Source organism: Bifidobacterium subtile, from assembly GCF_000741775.1.
Lineage (GTDB): Bacteria > Actinomycetota > Actinomycetes > Actinomycetales > Bifidobacteriaceae > Bifidobacterium > Bifidobacterium subtile.
In genome coordinates, this window is record NZ_JGZR01000003.1 from 312793 (window position 1) to 334355 (window position 21563).

The following is a 21563-nucleotide window of genomic DNA, read 5'->3' on the forward strand; positions in this document are numbered from 1 at the left end:
CTACTCGTCTCCTTGGGCATTCTCGTTCTGGTGAACCAGCACAAGCTCTTTGACCAGCTCCTTGGTTCTCGCCGTGGAATCTGGGTCGAGCCCGTCATCGGTGATGACCGTGTCCACCTGATCGAAGCGCGCGAACAGCGAGAGCGACGTGGAGCTCCATTTGGTGTGATCGGTCAGGATGATCGTGCGGTCGGCGATGTCCATCATCGCCATATCCGTGGCGGCCTCAAGCGAGTTCGGCATGAGGAAGCCGCGCGGAATCGACACGGAATGCGAGCCGAGGAACACCGTGTTGACGCGCAGCGATTCGATGACCTTGTCGGCGATCGGCCCGACCAGCGAATTCGACCGGGTGATGACGCCGCCGGTGACGATGACCTCGATATCCTTGGACTCCAAGGCCTGCACCAGCTCCGCGACCGGAATCGAATTGGTCAGAATCGTGATGCCCGACGACTGCTGCGATTCGAGCAGATGCTGCGCGAAGACGTAGGCCGTGGTGCCGCCGCCGATGGCGATCACATCCCCGGGCGCGACGTACCTGACTGCCTCCTGCGCAATGGCGTCCTTAAGGCCGATGTCCATCTGCGATTTGACGGAGAACAGCGGCTCGCTCAGCAGCGTGCTGGTGGTCACCGCCCCGCCGTGGACGCGCTTGAGCAGCCCCTTGTCGGCGAGATCGGCGATATCGCGCCGAATGGTCATCGCTGACACGCCGAGTTCCTTGGACAGCGCAGTGATGCGCACGGCTCCACGGGTGCGCAACCGGCTCAGTATGAGATGCTGACGTTGTGACGAAATCATATGAACATTATCGCACATATTTTCTTGAAAGTCAAACAAAACATGGTTCTAAACGAACATGACCTCACATTAGATGATCGTCACGCCATGCCTGATCTCCCTTGGATCCCTTGTCCTCACCCGTCTCATACGCAACCGCATAGCCTGCGTCCGCAGACCTGCACAAACCTGATTTGGCGAAACCGCTTCAATGCCACGAGACAATGGGTTGACAGTCACCAAGCCGAACCAGGCCAGACCAAGCCGAATCAAAACGGGCCCAGCCGAATCAAACCGGACTCAGCCGAGGCCATACCGCCCTAATCTCATCAGCTCCGCTCGAACAGCCGGCGCAGCCCCCACCCGGTCACGCGCCACATGGCTTCGGCCACAATGCCGATACCCATCTTCGAGCGGCCATGGACTCGCTCCGGGAAGACGATCGGCGCTTCGGCGATGTTCCCGCCAGCCATTGCCACCCGGCGGGTCATATCAATCTGGAAGACATAGCCATTCGCCTCGACCGAGCGCAGATTCGACGCGCGCAGGATCCGGGCGCGGTAGGCGCGCAGCCCCGAGGTCATATCGCGCACGCCTAATCCGAGCATCGTGCGGGCATACCACGAGCCGGCGCTCGAAATCCAGTTGCGATGTCGCGACCAGCCCTCAGTGCGCCCGCCCGGAATGCGCCGAGAGCCAATCACCAGATCGATCGTGGGATCGGCTGCGACGATCTGAAGCATCGCGTGCAGATCCTGCGCCCGATGCGAGCCGTCCATGTCCATCGAGCATAGCGTGGCGTAACCGCGCTGCAATGCCCAACCAAAACCCGCCAAATAGGCCGGCCCCAAGCCATTTTTGCCGTCGCGATGCAGCACATGCATGCGCGTGTCGCCTGCCGATATGGCTTCGGCCACCTCACCGGTACCGTCCGGCGAGTTATCGTCGACGACCAGCACATGCACCCCGGGGTTCCATTCGAACAGCGCAGCCAAGGTAGGCTCGATGTTCTCGCGCTCGTTATAGGTCGGCATGACGACGCACACGCCGCCGTCGCACGTCACGTCATCGCACATGCCGCCGTCGCCCACTCCGTCATTGCGCGCAGCTCCATCATCGCACACGGTCCTGCTCCCGTCGCACGCCACGCCACCATCGCGCATTGAGCCAGCGACCGCATAACCGCCTGCGGATACGAGGTCGGCTCGCCCGCCACGGCGCCCCGCAGCCGCCGCATGCGTATCCTGTCTGGTTTTCACGACTTCACTGTACAAGCGTCGCCGCCCCGTTGTCCACAGCTCTGCCGCGTTGCCCATGCCTCGCGTCACCTTTCCGGCGCAGCCCTCGGCGAACCGCGCGGCACGACCGCCGCCCGCGCGAGCCACTTCCCCGAGTGTCGTTCTCTCGCGCGGGTGGCACAATATGGTCATGGGTTATGTTTCAACGAATTATTGGCACGATGCACTGAACAAAGCCGCGACCGACATGGTCACTTTCGGGTACAAGCATGTCGTCAAACCGCGTTTCGTGTTCAACCATGCTCCGGACGAGGCGCATGAGAACATGGTCTCCTTCTGCCATCTCACCAGGAACATCACGCCGCTCATGTGGCTGCTGCGCCAGACGATCGACTATACCGATCCGATTCTCGAAACCGAGGCCATGGGACTCGACTTCGCCAACCCCTTCGGGCTTTCGGCCGGGCTCGACAAGAACTGCGACATGCCCGTGCTCATGGACAACGCTGGCTTCGGCTTCGAAACGGTCGGCTCCATCACTTCCCGTCCCTGCGCAGGCAATGCAAAACCCTGGTTCCACCGCCTTCCGGAGTACGATTCGATGATCGTCCATGTAGGCCTGGCCAATGAAGGCAGCGCGAAGATCATCGAACGCGTCGCGCAGGCGGAAGACGCAGCCAAAACGATGCGCATGTCCATTTCCATCGCTCGGACCAATGACGACCTCGTAGGCGACATCGACGAAGGCATCGAAGACTACCGCATTTCGCTCGAACAGGCCTCGGGTTGCAGCTCAATGGTCGAAATCAACATCTCCTGCCCCAATACCCGCGTCGGCGAGCCCTTCATCGAACCCGACAACCTCGACAGGCTGTTCACCGAGTTGGACGAGGTCTCTCATTCGCAGCCGCTGCTGGTCAAGATGCCGCAGGACACCGGCTGGCCGCGATTCCGCGAGCTGCTGGAAGTGCTCGCCGAGCATGACGTGCAGGGCGTCACCATCGCCAACCTGCGCAAGGACCGCACGGGCTTAAGCATTCCGCGCGACTGGGAAGGCGGCCTGTCGGGCGGCCCGGCGTACCAGTCCAGCAATGAGCTGATTCGCGGCACCTATCGCGAGTTCGGCGACCGCTTCACCATCGCCGGCGTCGGCGGCGTGTTCACTCCGAAGCAGGCCTATGCCAAGATCCGCGCCGGTTCGAGCCTGGTCATGTTCATCACATCGCTGATGTATCGCGGCCCCCAGCAGATCAGCGTGCTCAAGCGCGGTCTGGCCGAGCTGCTGCGCGCCGACGGCTTCGAACATGTGTCCGACGCGGTCGGCATCGACGTCTGAGGCCTGTCGTCTGAAATCGCCCGACGCATCATGTGCGACATGTATTCGGGTTATTTGGCGCCATTGATGCACCGCCCGAAAGTCACCGCATCAGTGGCGCCGTTTGCGGCAAGTTCACGTCGCAAAAGATGCATCAGCCATGCGTGCCGCGGCATAAAGGCCGTGGCATGGCTCGGCAGCCAAACTGCCTGATGCGACCCAACAGCCCACACAGTGCAAACCAACAGCGCAATCCAACAGTTCAGTCGCCGAACCCGTCTAGTCCCTGAATGCCCCGCGCACATATTGCTGCGGGTAGGGAATCTGTTCGGCGGCCAAGCCCAGCCGATGCGCGGCCCGCAGCGGCCAGTACGGATCGCGCAGCGCAGCCCGGCCGATCTCGATGGCGTCGGCCTTGCCTGCGCGCAGCAGCTTCTCCGCCTGCTTCGGCTTGGTGATCAGCCCCACCGCCGTCACCGGAAGGCCGGCATCATGGCGAATCGCGTCGGCGAACGGCACTTGGTAGTTCGGCTTGACCGGAATGGAAACCCCGGCGACGATGCCGCCGGTCGACACGTCGATCAGATCGATGCCATGCTCCTTGAGCACGCGTGAGGTTTCGATCGTCTCTTCAAGATTCCAGCCATTCGTCGCCCAATCAGTGGCTGAAATGCGAACCGTCAGCGGCATGGTTTCGGGGATGGCGCCGCGTACCGCATCGACGATCTCAATCAGGAAGCGCATGCGGCCGGCCAAATCGCCGCCGTATTCATCGCGGCGATTGTTCGACAGCGGGTCGAGGAACTGGGAGATCAGGTAGCCGTGGGCGGCGTGGAGCTGGATCATCTGGAAGCCTGCAGCAACCGCACGACCGGCCGCGTTCCTGAACTCATCGACAATGCCGTGAATCTCATCCACGCTCAGCTCGCGAGGGTCGGCGTAGTCGCCGAAGGGAATCGGGCTTGGCGCGACGGTCCGCCAACCGCCGTCTTCAAACGGCACCGAAGCGTTCTCGTGACCGATGCCCGCGCATCCGGTTGAGGCCTTGCGTCCGGCATGGTTGAGCTGGACGCCGAAAGCGGCGCCTGCCGCCTTGACACCGTCGACGATCCATCGCCATGCCGCAACCTGGTCGTCGTTCCACAGCCCCACGTCGCACGGCGAAATGCGCCCTTCTGGGCTTACCGCCGTAGCCTCGGCGATGATCATGCCGAATCCGCCCAGCGATCGCGAGACATAATGCTGGTAGTGGAACGGGGTCGGCTTGCCATCGCGATCGGGCACGGAATACATGCACATCGGCGGCATCCACACGCGATTGCGCAGCGTCAGGCCGCGCAAGTCCATCGCCTCGAACAGCGTCGGAGTCTCTTGGCTCACGGATTTACTCACGGATTTGCTCATCGGAATCATCCCTTATGTGAAGTCTCTGCTTGAAGTTTCATGCGGCTCAATGCCTCAGCGCCAGGCTACTGCCCCTGCCTCGCGCCCTGCTGATTTTCCTGCGTGCCCTGCTGGTTGTTCTGATTCTGCTGCGTGTTCTGCTGCGCACGCGGCGCCGCAGCCGGGGCGGACAAATACTGCGGAGCCGGATTGCCGTAATTGTTGTCCTGCGGGATTCCAGCCGAGTTCAGGTAGTTGTTCATGAACTCCTTCCAAGCCGGGGTCGCGATGTACATGCCGTACCACATGCCCATCGTGCGCCCGTTGATGGTCATGCCGTTGAAGCTCTGCTGCGACTCGGCGTTGCCCACCGCCACGAAGGAGGCCACCTGGTTCGGCACGAATCCGCCGGTAAGCATGTAGGTGTCCTCGTTGGTTCCGGTCTTGGCGAAGGTCTTGCGCCCGTTGTCGAGCTGGGTCGTGGCCGCCTCACCTCTCGGAGTCACCACGCCCTGATTCATCGCGTAGGCCGTGGTCTGAGCCACTTCGGGGGAAATAGCCTGATGGCAGTTGGCGCTGGGCACCGCGATGTTCTTGCCGGTCTTATCGGTGACCTTCTTCAGCGCGATCGGCGTGCACTCCACGCCATTGGCGCCGATGGTCGCATAGATGTTGGCCATGGTGAGCGGCGAGGCCTGCACCGAGCCGATGGTCATCGGCGGGTTGAGCGAGTTGGGATCGTAGACATCCTCATGGCCGGCCGGGGAATTGTGGTACCCCATCGCCTTGGCCGTGTCGGCGATGGCGCACAATCCGATCTGGGATGCCATGGACGCCTGGGTCGTGTTGTGCGAGCGCACCAAGCCCTGCAGCGGGGTCTCAGGGCTTACCGTGCCGCCACCCGAATTCTGCACAGACCACACGCCGAAACCGCTGTAGCGATCGCAGCTGAAGGAGCTGTTGTTGTACCGCATTGAAGTGGCGAGCGGGGTGTTGATCGATTTGCCGGCGATCATCCATGCCGCCAAGTTGATCGGCTTCCATGTGGAGCCAACCTGGAAGCCCCAGCCGCCACCGTCCTTCTGATCGACCGCGTAGTTGATGGCGGTATGCGTCGGATCGCTTTTCGCGGCGTCCGTGGCATCGTAGACGCGGTTGCTGCCGAAGGCGAGCACTTCTCCGGTGCCTGGCTTGATTGCGGCGATCGACACTTCGAAACCACTGGGATCGTCCACGGGGATGGTGTCGCGAGCCGCCTGCATGGCCGCGGCGTTGGCGGTCACATCCATCGTGGTATAGATGTCGAGGCCGCCTTCGGTGAGCAGCTTCTGGCGGGCTGCCTCGCTTTTGCCGAATTCAGGGGAATTGAGGATCTGCTTGATCACATAGTCGCAGAAGAACCCGGCATCGCCTGCGGACTGGCACCCTACGTCGGTCACATTGTCCTGGATGTTGAGCGTGTCCTTAATCGGCGTGTTGTGCGCCTTCTCGTATTCCGCCTTGGATTTGATATAGCCCTGATCATACATGAGGTCGAGCACGATGTTGCGCTGCCTCTGCGCCTGCGCCTGGTTCCCCTCGACTGAAGGATCGAAGGCGGTCGGGTTTTTCGTGATGGCAGCTATGGTCGCGGCCTGCACCAGATTGAGTTTCGCGGCCGAAGTGTTGAAATAGCGCCGAGCGGCAGTTTCCACACCATAGAGGTTATGCCCGCCGAACTGCGCGATATTGAGATAACCTTGCAGAATCTCCAGCTTCGAATACTTCTTCTCCATCTGCACAGCGATAAGCATTTCGCGTAGCTTGCGCGCCACCGTATCCTCGGTGGCATGGTATTCGCCGATCGGATCGTTCTTCTCGCGGGCCTGGATGAGCAGCACGTTCTTCACGTACTGCTGGGTCAGCGACGAGCCGCCCTGGGTGTCGCCTTTCTTGATGAAGGTCTGGATGAAGGCGCGTAGCACGCCCTGCACATCCACGCCGGCATGCTCGAAGAAGCGACGGTCTTCGCGAGCGACCACGGCCTGCCGCATCGGTTCGGAGATGTCCTTGATCGGAACGACCGTACGGTTCTGCGCATAGAAGGACGCGATCACGGTTTTGCCATCGGAAGCGTACAGTCGTGATTTCTGCGGCAACGACGTCACATCGAAGTTGATGCCCTCCACCTTAAGCGACGGCACGACGGCCTTGGCGATCTTATTCACGCCCAGCACGCCGGGCGCGAGGAATATGCTCGTCACAACGCCGCCGGCGATGCACAGCGTCACGTAGGCGAGAATCAGCGCAAGCACGCGCCGGACGATGAGGGGTTTCTTCTTCGGCATGGTGACCATTCTAGGGGGGTGTCTCTACCGCATCGCCGCCGTCGCGAAGTCGTGACGAAGCCCTCACGTTGCGGCGTCGAAGCTGTGCGAATGCCGATAATTCACTGGGTGAAACGGCGCTTCGCATAATCGCCGTGCGGCTTCAGCGACGAGAGCGGCGGATGAGCATGCCGGGCTTGTAGATGATGATCGCACGCCCTTCGCGCGCGATCCAGCCACGGTTGGAGAAATCCATAAGCGCCTTGTTCACCGTCTCGCGCGAGGAGCCGACCAGCTGGGCCAGCTCCTCCTGAGTCAAGTCGTGCGGCACCTTGAGTCCGGCCTCAACCGGTTCGCCAAAGCGCGTGGCTAAGCTCAGCAGGGTTTTGGCCAGTCGCGCCGGCACATCCATGAACACCAGGTCGGAGATGCGCTCGTTGTTGGCGCGCATCCGGTTGGCCAGCACCTGCAGCATGTCCACGGCGACGCGAGGATACTTGCCCAGCCATGCGAACAGCGCATCACGCTCAAGCCAGGCGACGCGCGCGGTATTCGTCATCGCGACCGCCGAGGCGGTGCGGGGGCCGCCATGGGGATCGAATACCGGTATCTCGCCGAGCACCTCGCCATACGCATGGATGCTGAGCAGCTGCACCCGGCTGTCGCGCGATTCGCGAATGAGCTTGACCCGCCCCTCTTCGAGCAGGAATATGCGCTGATCCTCGCCGCCCTCGCGGAAGATGAAATGGTTCTTCGCGAATGTGGCCCGCTTCAGATGCGGCAGCAGCTCCTCCGCCTGCTCCGGCGAGACTTGTTTGAACAAGGCGGTACGCAGCAGGATATTATCCGGCTCGGGCATCTCATTCGGCTTTGCCACGCTTGTCATACCTCCATGAACAGGTGAATCCTCATCGACTCAGGCCCATTGTAGACCCGTCCCGCGCCGATTCCGTAAGCAGCGCGATTATGGACGCCCTGTCCATGCCCGTCTGCGAGCGCAGCGGGTCGACGCGCCTGACCGCCGAGCGCACGGCCTTGTCGCGCAATTTCTCACGTGACACCTTGAGCACACGGCCCATTTTCGCCGCGTCGATGTCGTACGACATCGTGACGTGGTGCAGCAGCGAGCCCGGGCCCGCGCCTTGCGGCGGGAAGCGCCGTTGCGCCGCGCCGCCGATTTTCCCGTACTGGGAGGCGATATCGTTGAGCCCCGAGAACCGCACGTCCAAGCCGATGCCGTCCAAGGCGTCCACCAGCCACTGATCGCATAGGCGATAGGACTGTTCGATGCTGACGTCACGCACGAAATCCCTCGGCGCATACAGCGAATACGTGATCGTGTTGCCCGGCTCCACGAACATCGCGCCGCCTCCGGTGCAGCGGCGCACCACGCTCACCTGTTCGCGGCGGCAGGCCTCAAGATCGACCGAGTCCTCAAGCGACTGAAAACGCCCGATGATCACCGCCGAGGACGCCCATTCCCAGATGCGCAGCGTTGCCGGCCTTGTTCCGGCGGCCACTTCGCGGGCCCATTGCTCGTCGACGTCCATCTGATCCTGCGGCTGGCGCGCGCGATCATGGACGACAACCGGGCGCAAGTCCGCCCAGCGCCGACGCGCTTCATCCCGCAGCGCGTCGGAGCCGACTATTGCTGGTGGCAGCGGCGTCGGCGAGGGCACTGAGGCAGCTGCATACGACCGGGTTTTATCTGTGCGGGCTCCTCGTGTTTGACGTTCCTGCGCCTGGGAACTCTGCGCTCGAATGTCCGTCTCGCCTGCCTGCCCGCCCGCAAGACCATCGCTGGCCGTATTTGTGCCAGCGCCCACGGCTCGCGCGAAAGCCGTCTCAATCGACGCCGCGTCGACGCCGACGATCGACGTGCCCGCGTGCCGGGCGAAGACCGCTTCGATGCGGACGCCTTCGACCAGCGCACGTTCGATATCGTGCACCAGCGCCGCGATCTCACGATCGTCAGCACCGTCGAGGAAGAAATCACCGTCAAGTCGGCATTGCGCAACGGCTCCGGTACCATCGCGACGTACATTGACTCCCACAAGCTTGCCGCCAGCGAGCTTGCATTCCCCGCGCGAGAAGCCCCCACGGGCGCTATGATCGTCACTCACCTGCATGAGCGAGTCCACTCCTTAACCGTACAAAGCTTCCAATTGCCGCCCGAGCGCAGCGTTTGCGCCGATCAGTCCCTGAGCTCGACGCCGAGGGCGTCGCGGTGCCACGGCGAGCCATAGTTGGCGCACAGGATGAGGATGCCTTCGATCAGCCCCCACACCCAAGACACGAATGGACCGAAGAGAACAATCCACCCGATCAAGGTCAGCAGCAGTTGCGCGACCGCCTTGCCGGTATTGCCCAAATAGAAATTATGCACGCCGAAACAGCCCAGGAAGATGCCCAGCAGGCCGGCCACAAGCTTCTGCCGGGGTATATAGCCGTAAGGAATCTCCTGACCAGCGCCATAGGGCTGGGTCATGTATGGCGCGGTTCCATATGCCTGCGATGATTGCGCGCCCCACTGCTGGCCGGGCTGCCCTTGCGCGGGGCCGCCCGGCTGGCCGCCTTGCGCGTAGCTGTTCTGCCCGGGGGCAGAATACGCGCCTTGATAAGCGCCATAGGGCTGCTGCTGCGAATACTGCGGCTGCTCGTTCGGGCCGGCGTCCGGATTCGCGTAGCCATACTGGCCAGCAGCCCCGGCAGCATACTGCTGCTGGGTTGGCTGCGGCTGCTCGGCGGCAGGCTCCTGAGGCGTCTGCGCATAGCCATCGTCAGGATATTGCTGCTGGCCGTTGTCGGCATTGAAATCGCTCATGCCCACAACCATACTGTATTGCGCTTACTGCACCATTATGCCTGCTGCGTGATGGCTGACGTCACGGCGTGATGTCGTGCTGGCGGTCTTGGCTCGGCTCACAACCTGCCTCACAACCGGGCGAGGATATCCTGCCCCACCTGCTGGGTGCTGCGCTGCGCGGAGCCGAGCTCTTCGATATCGGCCTCGACGGCCCTCTCGATGCGCACGGCGGGCTCATCGAAGCCGAGATGGCGCAGCAGCATGGCGGTAGACAGAATCGCGGCGGTCGGATTGGCGATGCCCTTGCCGGCGATATCGGGCGCAGAGCCGTGGATCGGCTCGAACATCGAGGGGTATTCGTTCGACGCATTGATGCAGCCCGAGGCCGAGTAGCCCACGCCGCCCACGACCGCGCCCGCCTCATCGGTGAGGATGTCGCCGAAGAGGTTGTCGGTCAGGATCACGTCGAAGCGCGAGGGGTCGGAGACCAGGAAGATCGTCGCCGCGTCGATGTGCTGATAGTCATGCGATACCTCAGGATACTCCGCGCCCACACGGTCCACGATGCGCTGCCACATGTCTCCGGCGTTGACGAGCACGTTCTTCTTGTGCACAAGGGTGACGTGCTTGCGCCGCTTCATCGCCAGCTCGAAGGCGTAGCGCACGACGCGCTCGACGCCGTACGCGGTGTTGATCGACACCTCGGTGGCGACCTCCGCCGGCGTGTCGCGGCGAATCGCGCCGCCCGCGCCGCAGTACAGCCCTTCGGTGCCCTCGCGCACGACGACGAAGTCGATGTCGCCGGGGTTGGCGAGCGGCGAGGTGACACCCTTGTACAGTTTGGAGGGGCGCAGGTTCACATACTGGTCAAGCGCGAATCGCAGCTTGAGCAGCAGGCCGCGTTCCAGGATGCCCGCCTTGATGCGCGGGTCGCCGATGGCGCCGAGCAGGATGGCGTCGGCGCGCTTGATGCGTTCGAGATCCTCGTCCGGCAGAATCGCGCCGTCGCGCAGGTAGCGTTCGGCGCCGAGGTCGAAGGGCTCGTATGCGAAGTGCGCCGCGCCTTCAGCCGCCTTCTCGAGGGCCGCCTGCGCTATCGGAATGATTTCCTTGCCGATGCCATCGCCGGGGATGACGGCGATGTGATATGTCTGGGTTGTAGTCATAGGCGTGACACTAGTCGCGCCCGCCCGCAGACCCGAGTGCGCGTTCCAAGTATTGGACATGAATGTGGTCATAATTCGGCCCTAGCGTACAAAACGTAACGTTTTAGGGGCCGGTTACGTCACCTTTCAACCGCTAGGGTCGCGTTAGCGTACACAATGCGACGCAACGACGAGACTCCCGCATTCAGCCATTCAGCATCACGCGACACCGCGCAGTATCACGATGTCACCAGCTGCGTGGCCCCCATCGCATCGAGGCACCAAGCGTTCTCGTAGGAGACTTCCTCCCACTGCTTGTAGCGCCCGGTGGTGCCGCCATGGCCCGCCTCGATCTCGATTTTGGCGATCACATCGACGCCGGCCGATTGCAGTCTGGCGATCCATTTGAGCGGCTCGACGACCAGCACGCGCGTGTCGTTCATCGACGTAGTCACGAGAATCTTCGGGAACCTCGACGTCGGATGGTCATCGCTGGGCGCATTTTCATACGGAGTATAGGACTTCATGTACTGGTACACCTGCTCGTCGTGCAGCGGGTCGCCCCACTCGTCCCATTCGGTGACGGTCAGCGGCAGCGAGGGGTCGAGTATCGAGGTCAGCGCATCCACGAAAGGCACGTCCGCTTCGATGGCGGCGAAACGATCCGGCGCCATGTTGGCGACGGCCCCCATGAGCAGGCCGCCTGCCGACCCGCCATTGGCCACCGTCCGCGCCGGATCGGCGTACCCGGCCTCCTGCAGCGCGGCGGTCACGTCGACGAAATCCTCGAAGGAATGCTTCTTCTCAAGCCGCCGCCCATGCTCGTACCATGCGCGGCCCATTTCGCCGCCGCCACGGATATGCGGCACCGCATAGAGCACGCCGCGGTCGAGCAGGCTGATGCGGCCTGCGGAGAAGCCAGGGTCCGAGCTGATTTCGTAGGCTCCATAGCCGGTGACGAACATCGGAATCGAAGCGGCAGGACCAGCCGCTCCATTCGCCGCATGGCTGGCGTCGCCCGCCTGCAGCTCGATATCCGCACCCGCGATATCCGCTGCGCTCCCTGTCGCCGGCACCGCGTCCGGAGCCGGGGCCGCGATATGCCTGGGGCACGCGGCCAGCTGAGGCATCGCCTCGGTGCGCCAGACGAGCGAAACCGGCACATCCTCACCGTCACGCACCTTCACCCAGACGCGGCGCTCCGAGTAGTCGCGCGCATCGAAGCCGCCAAGCATCTGTGCCCGCTTGAGCAGGACATCCTCGCCGGTGGCAGGGTCCAGCTCATGCAGCTCGGCCGGCCGCGTGTAGCTGCCAAACGAGTAGCGCATGCGCGGCGCGTCGTACGACGGGTTGCCGCCGGTGCCGAAGGAGTACAGCCGCTTCGGCTCCTTGGGCTTCAGTTTCGCGGCTTCACCAGATTCACCGGACTTGCCGGCTTTCCGCAGCTCGCCCGTACGCTCCTTGCCGCCCTCGCCATCCTGCGATTCAGCCTCCTGCGGTTCGATCTCCCGGAAGCGCCACGGCCTACCGGCCAGGAAGTCCTGCGCGGCGTCCTGCTTGGTCATCACGGCTATATGCGGCAAGCTGTTCGCGCGATACGACAGCGATACGAAGTTTCTGTGCAGCGCGATGCCTTCGATGCCCAAACCACGTACGCCCTGCAGCATCGCCGGATTGCGGGGGTCGTAGTACGGCGTGCAGACCGATTTGGTCGACGCCCCGGCCTCAAGCCGTTCGCCCTGCTCGCATCCGTACGGCGAGCCGACTGCGACCACGGTGCCTTCGCCGAGACGGTATGGCGGCTCATGCGCGCGCATGTCGATGACGTCGATCTCGAAATTCGGATTGAGCGCGTTGTGATACACGACGGCGAGCGGAATGTCTTCGCCCTGCTCGCCCGCGTCTTCGAAGCACGCGAAGCTCACATCGTATTCCACGTCGTCCTGACGCGGAATGAAGACGCGGAACTCCTCCTCGGGCGTCGCCACAGGCAGCATCCACACCTCGCCGCTGGTCTTCGAGCTGGTGGCGATGACGATGTGCCGTTCATCGAAGCTCAGGCCCACGCCCGCCCAGAAGCGCTCGTCGTCCTCGAGGAACACCTCCACGTCCGCATTGACCGGTGTGCCGACGTGGTGCCGGCGAATCGCGTAGGGCCTCCACGCCTCATCAAGCACCGCATAGAACACCCACTGCGCGTCCGGCGTGAAGCATGCCCCGCCGATGCCATGCAGCACTTCCGGCAGCTCGGTGCCGTCGTGCAGGTCGCGAATATGAAAGTCATAGCGTTCGTCGCCGGCGGTGTCGACGCCGTAGAGCAGCCAGCGCCCGTCCCGGCTCAAGTCAAGCCCTCCAAGGCGGAAGAAATCGTGGCCCTGCGCCTCAAGGTTCGCGTCGAAGACGATCTCCTCGCCGCGCATCGAGCCGGGGTCGCCCTTCGGATCGATCTGCGGCGGCGTCCAGTCTTCCGGTCCGGCAATCGGGATGCGGCATTGCGTGGCGTACTGCTGTCCCTCCTGCGTGCGCACGAAGTACCAATACCCGTCGATGCGCGTCGGCACGGACATGTCCGTCTCCTGCACGCGGGATTTGAGCTCGTCGAACAATGTCGCGCTCAAGCCCTGCAAACCCGCCGTGCGCGACTGGCAGTAGTCGTTCTGCGCACTGACATAGTCACGCACTTCGGCGGATTCCTTGTCGCGCATCCAGTCGTATGGGTCGTTGAACGTGTCGCCGTGGGCCGAGCGAATATGATCAAGCTTCCTGGCGACAGGCGGCTGCATGCCAGACATGCCAGGGCGCGGACCCGTCTTCGGATCATGCCGCGCCTTGTCTGTTTCCTCTTCAGCGATGGTGGTGACAATGGTCATGGTGCCCGATTATACGACGCTGCTCGGCGCACAAGCCGGGACTTATGCGCCGAGCCGACCGCCATGCGCATGCTGTAGCCCACACCTCGGGCAGCCGGCACCTAGCCAGCGTCTATCGTCATGTCAGCGTTGCCCCATGCCAACACTGGGTTCTCAGCGTACGTTTCTTGTCACATTGCTGAAGGTCATACCGAAAAACGTACGCTGAGCATGTGGCAGCGCACGTTTCCCAATACGGTCGCCGCAAGCGATCAGGAAAACGTACTGAGGGCCGACCACCTCAAAAACCGCGCTACTGGAACTTCGCCAGATACGGCAGCATGGTCTTCATGAGGTTCGAGCCGGTCGTGCCGGTGAACACGGGCACGTCGGTGACCGGCATCGGCTGGGTTGCGGTCAATCCCGCCACCGTTCCCAGCGGCGAGTATTCGCGCGGACTGAGCTGGCGGATGCCGATGGCGAGCACCCGCCCCGGGTAGCGCCGCGCGATGGTGGCGTACGTGGTCGGGTCCTTCTGCCCGTCGTCGCCGATCAATATGAAGCGCATATCGGGGAAGTCCCCCATGAGCTGCTCGGCGAATTCGAGTTTGTGCTGCACGCCGGAGGGAATGAAGGTCTTGGGGCGCGGGTCCAAGTCACGCAGCAGCAGCGGGCCTCGCGGGAAGCCCTGGTCGGCGATGAAATTGCGGATGGAGCTTTCGACGTTCCACGGCGAAGTCGACAGGTAGAAGAACGGCGCCTGCGGAAACATATCGGCGATCTTGTTGAACAGCACGCCCATGCCTGGCACCGAGCCGCGCTTTTTAGGATTCAGCAGCAGCAGATTGTAGGCCGCGCGCAGCGGCGAGGGCGCCTGCGTCACCATGATCGTGTCGTCGACGTCCGAGATCACGCCGATCGGCGTGCCCGGAGCGATGGTGAACAGCTGCGAGGCGACAGGCTTGCGATGAGCCACCTGGTAGGACACGGTGTGGATGCCCGGTTCAAGCCGACGCTCGGCCACCAGATCGAGATAGCCCGAAACGTCGGAGATGATGGTCTCGCCGCTGCGATCCCTGCCGTGGTCGACCCGGTCGTAGGCCTCGGAGCTGCCGATCTGCACGGTGGTGAGCGGCGCTGCGTCAATCGCGATTCTGACGTGCGTGGCGGGCGCCGGGACCATGAGCATCGCCCGCAGCCCGCGAACCAGCCTGCCCGGCTCGCTGCGCGCCGGCGCGTATACGGTCCGGCAGATCAGCCGGGAGTAGTCGTCAGTGCCGTACCCGACATACGGCTCGACGCTGGGACGCCAGTTGAGCTGTTTGCCGATGGCGCTGGATATATGTATCCACATGCCGAAGCCGGTGATGACCAGCCGCCGTATGAAACGGATCGGCAGTGGTTTGTTCTCGAGCCGCTCATGCCTTGAAGCAGCGTCGAACGTCGTGACGACCCGTCGTGCCGGGATGGGAATGGTGGGCATGTCGTCGGGATCGAGTTCGTCTTCTGAAGTCATATTCTCTCCATATGCGCGGCTCGGGGAACTGCGGGCTCAAAGAGCGTGTGCGGGCTATTTGATCATTGCGCCGTACTCGTCGGCGCTGAGCAGTTGCGGCTCGTCGTCGTCCAGCTCCATTTTGAGGATCCATCCCTCGCCGTATGGATCGTTGGTGATCACGCTGGGATCGTCGGCTGCGTCGCGGTTCACATACCGCACGGTCCCCGCCACCGGGCACACCAGCGGCTCTACGGCCTTGGAGGATTCCAGTTCCACGATCTCATCGCCCGCCTCGACGCGGGTGCCGGTCTCCGGCAGATCAAGGAACACAAGCTCGCCCATCTGGCTGGCGGCATATTCGGTCACGCCGATCAGCGCAGGACTCACCGAGTCGTCCACCCACACATGCTCGGTGGAATACTGTAGCTGCTCGGGGATATCGAGATTCGCCGGCTTGTCTTCAATATTTTCATCCATGGGTCACCAGCGTAGCGTCCCTGCATTACATAGAGTCGGCATGCTCCCACGCGGTAGCGTGCGTCGGCCCCGGCTTACTGCCGAAAGGCAAGTCTGCCAGCGGCTTTGTCACAAGCCCCTACCGGACATTTCTGACATCGACTGAAACATCGTTCATGGCGAGAATGACAGCGTTGTTCCGGTCGAGCAAAGCAGGCTCATGGCCCTCGCCTGCACTGAAGCAGGCGTGCCCGTTGAACTCACTATCGTCAAGGGGGCCGGCCATGCCCTTACCTTCGTCGATGCGGAAGACTACATCAGCCCGAGCATCGAATTTCTCAGAAGAGCGTTCTCTCAACGCCTCTTGGTCATTCGGCTAGCGGGCTCTGCGTGTCCTTGGCAGCCAAACAGCCCAGCGCCTTTTGCCCGCTCAGCTCAGCGCACCGCGCCGCTGGGCTGGGCGCCGACCACCTGGACGACCGTGCCTTCCGGGCAGTTGTCGTAGATCCACTGCGCATCCTGCTCGTACATGTTGACGCAGCCGTGCGACCCGTTGTTGGAGGGGTTGCCGCTTGCGATGCCGCCGTAGTTCCAGTCGGCGGTGTGGAAGCCTTCGCCGCCGTTGAAGTAGCTCACCCATTTCACGCCGGGCGAGAGATAATGCGAGCCGTCGTCATTGAGTCCGCGCATATCCTGCGAGGCGTACTTCAGATAAACGAAGAAGGTGCCGCTGTCGGTTTCATGGTTGCCCGAGCGACCGGTGCACACCAGGAAGGTCTTCACTGGCGTGTCATTGTGATACACGGTCGCGGTCTGCGAGGTTTTGTCCACGACGATGCGGTATTCGGGCTTGACCTGCTTGGTATCGTACTTGGTCACGTCCGCCTCGGCTTGGAGGGTGGCCGGCTTGCCTGCGTCGAGCGCCTGAACCACCTGCTGGGCCACGGCATCGGTGTTCTTGACCGCCACGCCATCGACGCCCGGGGTCTTTGTGGTCAGTACTACGCCCGCATCGTTGACGATGTCTTCCTGCGTGACCTTCTCCTGATTGAGCTGCGCGGGCAGCTCCTTGGCCATGTATGCGCTGATCGCCGCCTTGTCGTAGCTCACGGCGATGGTGCCGGCTGCGGGGTCGCCCGTCGGCTTGATCCATGAGGCCACGGCAGTTGCGGGAATGTCAAATGATTTCGCATTGCCGTTGTTGATGGTGATCGTGTTCGCGAGGCGCTGGTTCGCCTGGTCGGCGGCCTGCTGCGCATTCGCGACGGGAATCGGCATGTTCACGTCGCTGTAGGTTACGGCCACCGCAGTCGGCTGCCCGGGAGCGGCGATCATCGCGTCCACGGCCTTGTTGACCGGTGCTGCCACTGGCGCCTTGCCGTCCTTGCCCTGCATCACGTTGAATTGCCCGGCATTGCCGTCGAACGCGATGGTGGAGGGCACTGCGCGGTCCGATTCGGCGATGAAGGTTTTCGTCAGATAGGCGGATGCGGCGAGCTTGTCGGATTTGGCGGCCAGCGCTACCGACTGGTGGGAGAAGGGATTGAGTCTGGTGAAATCGCTGCCGCTCTTGGCATCGAGAATATTGCTGACAGTCGCATTGACATCGACCTGCACGCCGAGATCCCCAAGCGAGGCCTTGGCTTTCTTGCCGGAATCGTCGTTCACCGTGATCACCGATTGGGCGATCGCGGCATCGACCGTGTTTTTGAGTTCGGCAGCCGTCTTGCCCATCACTGATTGACCGCCGAAGGTGACGCCGGGGACCGCCTTGTCCTGGAAATACCAGCGCGCGCCGAAGAAGTACCCGAGCGCAAGCACGACAAGCGCCGCCAGCACGCTCAACGCCACGATAAGCGCGACTCTGCCGCGCCTGCGCGGGGCGGCGAGCGCAGCTCCAGCCGCAGCGGAAGCGGGCGCTGGCTGAGCGTCCCACTCTCCAAGCGGGGAAAAGACATCAGTGCGATCACCGGGCGACGGCAATTCGTCAACGGGTGCGTTCTGGTATGCGGGAATCTTGCCTGTCTGATCAGGCATGAACCCGTGGCTTTCGGTAGCGCTCGTCACGTCGTATCCTTTCCCTTCACTCCGGGAAAATTGTATGCCCAACTTATGACCTGAAATTAACGCTGTCATGCGAATATCGGCATCAGGCCCGCCTACTGGCATGCAACGGCACCGATGGTATGGCTTCGAAGTCGCGATTTCGGCGGATTATCGGGGTTGCACAGCCTCTGCGGTTGTCGGGCGCCCCGCTGATTCACACGTCGCACGGGCTTTCCGTACATCACGCCTGCATCTCCAATACGCTGTGAGCGTGCTTTCACAGCTCGCGCCCGTACCATTCCTCGATCATATATCGCGCGATGGTGGCTTTGCCGGGCGCCTGCATGCGGCCTGTGGCCAGTTCGGCGGTGTATTCGTCACGGGTCAGCCAGCGGGCTTCGGCGGTTTCGATGTCGTCGACCGTGATTTCGGTGCTGGCCGCCCGAGCCTTGAACGCCACCATCAGGGACGACGGGAAGGGCCAGGGCTGCGAGCCGAGGTAGCGCACCTCGCCCACGTCCACGCCGACCTCCTCCTTGGCTTCGCGCCGACAGGCGTGCTCAAGATTCTCGCCTGCCTCCACGAATCCCGCGGAAACGGAGAACAGCCGCGAATCGCCCCATGCCTTGTTGCGCTGCAGCAGCAGCCGGTCATGCGCATCCACGATGGAGGTGATCACCGCCGGCTCGATGCGCGGGAACAGCGTGCGGTTGCCATCCGATTCGTTCTCGCAGCGCTGGGCCCACCCGCCCATCGCCGGCCGCACAACCGCGCCGCAGCTCGGGCAGAAGCGCTGACGGGCGTGCCACAGGCTCAGCGCGCTGGCGTTAGTGGCCTGCCCAGCTTCGCGGGCCGCGGCATGCGGGACGAAAGCGCGCAGATCGACCCAGTCGAAACGGTCCGCAGCCTGCTCAAGCAGCGATGCCTTGCGCTGCGCAGCACGGCCGTTGAGGCCATTGTCCGGGTCGAAGGCGTCGTCGACGCCTTCGTGCGCCGCATCCGGCGCTAGCACACGCGAAGCGGCCTGTGAGCCGTCGAGCAGCCGCGTCAGATCCAAGGCGACGACATGGTGTCGGCTGTCGACGGTTCCGCTCCCGTACGCGCCAAGATAGATCGCGATGATTTCCGGATGCGCCGCAAGCTCGTCGAGAATATAGCGGCCAGGCAGCTCGGCGAGCCGCATGCGGGCAAGATCATAGCCGCCCAAGCGCCCCTGACCGTGCGGAACCGCGACCTTCCCGTCGCGCACGAGCATGACCGAAGTCACCGGCGATTCAGGACCACGCAGCAGGGACTCGATGAGGCCCGGCTCCTCCCTGCGCGTGGTGTCGTAGTCGATGTCTCCTTGGGACAGCGGGAGGAACGGCAGCGTCTGCGTGAGCGCCAATGACGAGAACTTCGCTGAGAACACCGCCATCAGCCTTCCGCCACGCGCTGCATGAGGTCGCTCAAAGCCCGGGCCACGGCAGCCGGCTGCTCGACGGCGCTGAAATGGCCGCAGTCCTCGATTTCGGTGGTCACGACCTCGGTGCCCGTCAGCAGCGGCACGAAGCCGCGCATCGCCTGCAGTGAGGGGTCCAGCGTGCCGCATACCACGGCGGCGGGAACCGTGATCGTCGCGAGCTGATCGGTGAAATCGGGCCGGCCCGCCGCCATGCGCTGCCGCCAGGCGATGCCCTGCGGACTTTGCTCGCGAATCCATCGCGTGAAAAAATCGACGCATTGCGGCGAGCGCTTGAACGCCGAATCGCCCGGTTGCGGCATGGCGAAATGCATCACCGGTTCGACGGTCTGCTCGTCCTCGCACCGCTGCGCGATAGCCAGACGGCTCACGCGCGCCTGAGGCGCATCCGGGCTGGGCTGGGTGTCGCATAGCGCGATGCCGGCGAGCATCTGCGGATGGCGGCGCACAATATCAAGCACCACATAGCCGCCCATCGACAGGCCCACGAACACAGCCTTGGCGAATCCGGCCCGCCGCACCAGATCGACATAGGCATCGGCGACCAGATCGAGCGCATGCGGGTATGAACCGTCCTCGTCCGCGCCGCCGGATTCGCTCACGCCGGGAACCGGGCACGTGCCGGCGCCCGGCATATCAGGTGCCCAGATCGGGAACGGAGCCGATCCGGCGCTGTCGCCGAACTGCGCGATCAACGGTGCGCAGTCGTCCCACATGCGATGGTCGACCGGGAAGGCATGGACCAGCACCAGCGGCATGGAATCCTCCGGGGCTTCGCCTCCCGATCCCTTGCGGTATATGGTGTTCTGCAATGATATCGTCATTCCCCGCGTCTCCATTCCTAAAAGTTCGCAAGTCACATGCATCCAAATCCCATGCATCCATGCGTTGTTCCGTATTTACTCCCCCACTGTATCCGCTGGGCCGTTCAGCCGCTCAGTGGTTGCGGTGATCGCCCATCGTCCGCCTATCGCCCGACCCAAGCCAGGGCCCTGCGCACGATATCGCCCTGGCCATTGGCCATCTGCTGGATGAAGACTTCGCTGCGCTCGCCTTCCGGGTCGCACCATTCCACGTCCAAGGTCTCGTCCTGCGGCTTGCAATCGCCGGGAATCGGCACCACGTAGCACAGCGCGACCGCATGCTGGCGCGGATCGTAATACGGCGACACGCCCGGAGTGGGGAAGAATTCGGCCACGTTGAAAGGCTGCAGGCCAACCGGCAGCTCCGGGATGGCGATATCTCCGAGATCCTTGGCGATATTGCGCGCAATGGCCTCGCGCAGCGTCTCGTGGTAGAGCACCCGGCCCGCGATAAGCGTGCGTTCCACCGCGCCATCATCACCCACATGCAGCAGGGAGCCGACCTGCGAGACGCGCCCCAGTTCGTCGGTGCGCACGGGGACGATTTGAACGTAGATGATCGGAAGCTGCCGCCGGATGCGGTCGATATCCTCCCGCGAGAGCCATCCGGGAGGATTGCCGTGGGAGCCGCGCACGAAATCCTCAGGAGTTATGCCATCGAATTCCCCGCGGCGGCGGTTCGCATCGAAGTCATCGTCGTCGGGCACCTCATCATTCAGGACTTGCATTCCTCCATTATCGCCCGCATGACCCATTCCGAAGCGAGCGATTTGTGTGAAATCTTTGAATATTTATGTAACGTCATGATCATCGGCTTCTTCGCCATTGCGCCCGATGCGCCTGGCAAGCGCCATAACCGCCCTGATTCCACCGGTTCGAGGGCTGCGGCCCACATCGTGCGAGCCTGGGGCCGCCTTGTCATCCTTCGTCTCAGAGCGAAGCATTCCGTAGGTTTGTTGAGTGGTGCTGGAATGCTGGAAGCCAACGTGAACGGCACGATATGGAAGGAGCCATTATGGCAACGACAGCCTTAACCGCACAGAACTTCGAGCAGACCCTCACCGGCAACGAGCTGGTTCTGGTGGATTTCTGGGCCACTTGGTGCGGACCATGCAAAGCCTTCGGACCGGTATACGAGAAGGCCAGCGAAGCCAACCCGGACATCGTCTTCGCCAAGGTCGACATCGACCAGAACCAGGAGCTGGCCTCCGCCGCTGACATCAAGGCGGTGCCGACTCTGATGATCGCCAAGAAGGGCCAGATCATCTTCAAGCAGGCGGGCGCGCTGCGCGGATCCGATCTGGACGACCTGATCTCCCAGGCCAAGAGCCTTGATTTGGACGCAGCCAAGGCGCAGTCCGAAAACTCCATCAAGGCCTGATCGGCCAGCCGACGGCACGCGCCGTCGGCTCC

19 protein-coding genes are annotated in these 21563 nt (G+C 63.0%); 4 read left to right on the forward strand and 15 right to left on the reverse strand.

The window, feature by feature from the left end:
* Together BISU_RS03120 and BISU_RS03125 are read right to left on the reverse strand one after the other, a co-directional pair.
* The gene (locus BISU_RS03120) at positions 1–804 is read right to left on the reverse strand and encodes a DeoR/GlpR family DNA-binding transcription regulator (RefSeq protein WP_024462669.1); all 804 of its coding nucleotides are present in this window, start codon (positions 802–804) and stop codon (positions 1–3) included.
* A gap of 308 nt (positions 805–1112) precedes the next feature.
* Positions 1113–2042 carry a polyprenol monophosphomannose synthase gene (locus tag BISU_RS03125; RefSeq protein ID WP_319020703.1) on the reverse strand — a complete coding sequence of 310 codons (930 nt, stop codon included), beginning with the start codon at positions 2040–2042 and terminating at the stop codon, positions 1113–1115.
* A gap of 169 nt (positions 2043–2211) precedes the next feature.
* Between BISU_RS03125 and BISU_RS03130 the strand changes: the two genes are divergently transcribed.
* Complete coding sequence (locus BISU_RS03130; protein ID WP_024462667.1) at positions 2212–3357, forward strand: quinone-dependent dihydroorotate dehydrogenase; 1146 nt, start codon at positions 2212–2214, stop codon at positions 3355–3357.
* Positions 3358–3615: 258 nt separating this feature from the next.
* On the opposite strand, the gene BISU_RS03135 is transcribed toward BISU_RS03130, so the two are convergent.
* The 9 genes from BISU_RS03135 to BISU_RS03175 all read right to left on the reverse strand — a co-directional run bounded on the left by BISU_RS03135 (position 3616) and on the right by BISU_RS03175 (position 15800).
* Entirely contained in the window at positions 3616–4740 is a 1125-nt protein-coding gene (locus tag BISU_RS03135) for an NADH:flavin oxidoreductase/NADH oxidase (RefSeq protein WP_024462666.1), read from the reverse strand.
* A 65-nt stretch (positions 4741–4805) separates the two neighbouring features.
* The gene (locus BISU_RS03140) at positions 4806–7046 is read right to left on the reverse strand and encodes a transglycosylase domain-containing protein (protein ID WP_033503228.1); all 2241 of its coding nucleotides are present in this window, start codon (positions 7044–7046) and stop codon (positions 4806–4808) included.
* A 142-nt stretch (positions 7047–7188) separates the two neighbouring features.
* Complete coding sequence (locus BISU_RS03145) at positions 7189–7911, reverse strand: Crp/Fnr family transcriptional regulator (protein ID WP_024462665.1); 723 nt, start codon at positions 7909–7911, stop codon at positions 7189–7191.
* A 22-nt stretch (positions 7912–7933) separates the two neighbouring features.
* Positions 7934–9154 (reverse strand): lipoate--protein ligase family protein, encoded by a 1221-nt coding sequence (locus BISU_RS03150; protein WP_024462664.1) that lies wholly within the window; start codon positions 9152–9154, stop codon positions 7934–7936.
* 65 nt (positions 9155–9219) lie between these two features.
* A complete protein-coding gene (locus tag BISU_RS03155; protein ID WP_033503230.1) occupies positions 9220–9849 on the reverse strand; it encodes a TM2 domain-containing protein in 630 nt (209 codons plus the stop codon).
* A 110-nt stretch (positions 9850–9959) separates the two neighbouring features.
* Positions 9960–10997: a 3-isopropylmalate dehydrogenase gene (locus BISU_RS03160; protein ID WP_024462662.1), complete on the reverse strand. Its 1038-nt coding sequence runs from the start codon at positions 10995–10997 to the stop codon at positions 9960–9962.
* Between the two features lie 218 nt (positions 10998–11215).
* On the reverse strand, positions 11216–13768 hold the full coding sequence (locus tag BISU_RS13095; RefSeq protein WP_033503231.1) for a S9 family peptidase: 2553 nt from the start codon (positions 13766–13768) through the stop codon (positions 11216–11218).
* Positions 13769–14138: 370 nt separating this feature from the next.
* Positions 14139–15341, reverse strand: coding sequence for an App1 family protein (locus BISU_RS03170; RefSeq protein ID WP_033503219.1), 1203 nt, complete (start codon positions 15339–15341; stop codon positions 14139–14141).
* Between the two features lie 54 nt (positions 15342–15395).
* Complete coding sequence (locus BISU_RS03175; RefSeq protein ID WP_024462659.1) at positions 15396–15800, reverse strand: glycine cleavage system protein H; 405 nt, start codon at positions 15798–15800, stop codon at positions 15396–15398.
* A 148-nt stretch (positions 15801–15948) separates the two neighbouring features.
* On the opposite strand from BISU_RS03175, the gene BISU_RS13510 reads away from it, so the two are divergent.
* A complete protein-coding gene (locus BISU_RS13510) occupies positions 15949–16284 on the forward strand; it encodes an alpha/beta hydrolase family protein (protein WP_152599256.1) in 336 nt (111 codons plus the stop codon).
* Here the strand turns inward: BISU_RS13510 and BISU_RS03185 are convergent.
* The 4 genes from BISU_RS03185 to BISU_RS03200 form a co-directional block, all read right to left on the reverse strand.
* Positions 16215–17846, reverse strand: coding sequence for a L,D-transpeptidase family protein (locus BISU_RS03185; RefSeq protein ID WP_024462657.1), 1632 nt, complete (start codon positions 17844–17846; stop codon positions 16215–16217). The genes BISU_RS13510 and BISU_RS03185 overlap by 70 nt on opposite strands.
* 256 nt (positions 17847–18102) lie before the next feature.
* The gene (nudC, locus tag BISU_RS03190; protein WP_024462656.1) at positions 18103–19242 is read right to left on the reverse strand and encodes an NAD(+) diphosphatase; all 1140 of its coding nucleotides are present in this window, start codon (positions 19240–19242) and stop codon (positions 18103–18105) included.
* Positions 19242–20111, reverse strand: coding sequence for an alpha/beta fold hydrolase (locus BISU_RS03195; protein WP_081672586.1), 870 nt, complete (start codon positions 20109–20111; stop codon positions 19242–19244). Before BISU_RS03195 ends, nudC begins: the two co-directional genes overlap by 1 nt.
* Positions 20112–20254: 143 nt before the next feature.
* Positions 20255–20878: an NUDIX hydrolase family protein gene (locus BISU_RS03200; RefSeq protein WP_024462654.1), complete on the reverse strand. Its 624-nt coding sequence runs from the start codon at positions 20876–20878 to the stop codon at positions 20255–20257.
* An 18-nt stretch (positions 20879–20896) separates the two neighbouring features.
* On the opposite strand from BISU_RS03200, the gene BISU_RS12435 reads away from it, so the two are divergent.
* Entirely contained in the window at positions 20897–21184 is a 288-nt protein-coding gene (locus BISU_RS12435; protein WP_152599248.1) for a hypothetical protein, read from the forward strand.
* A complete protein-coding gene (trxA, locus tag BISU_RS03210) occupies positions 21166–21531 on the forward strand; it encodes a thioredoxin (RefSeq protein ID WP_024462653.1) in 366 nt (121 codons plus the stop codon). Before BISU_RS12435 ends, trxA begins: the two co-directional genes overlap by 19 nt.
* Positions 21532–21563 lie beyond the last annotated feature (32 nt).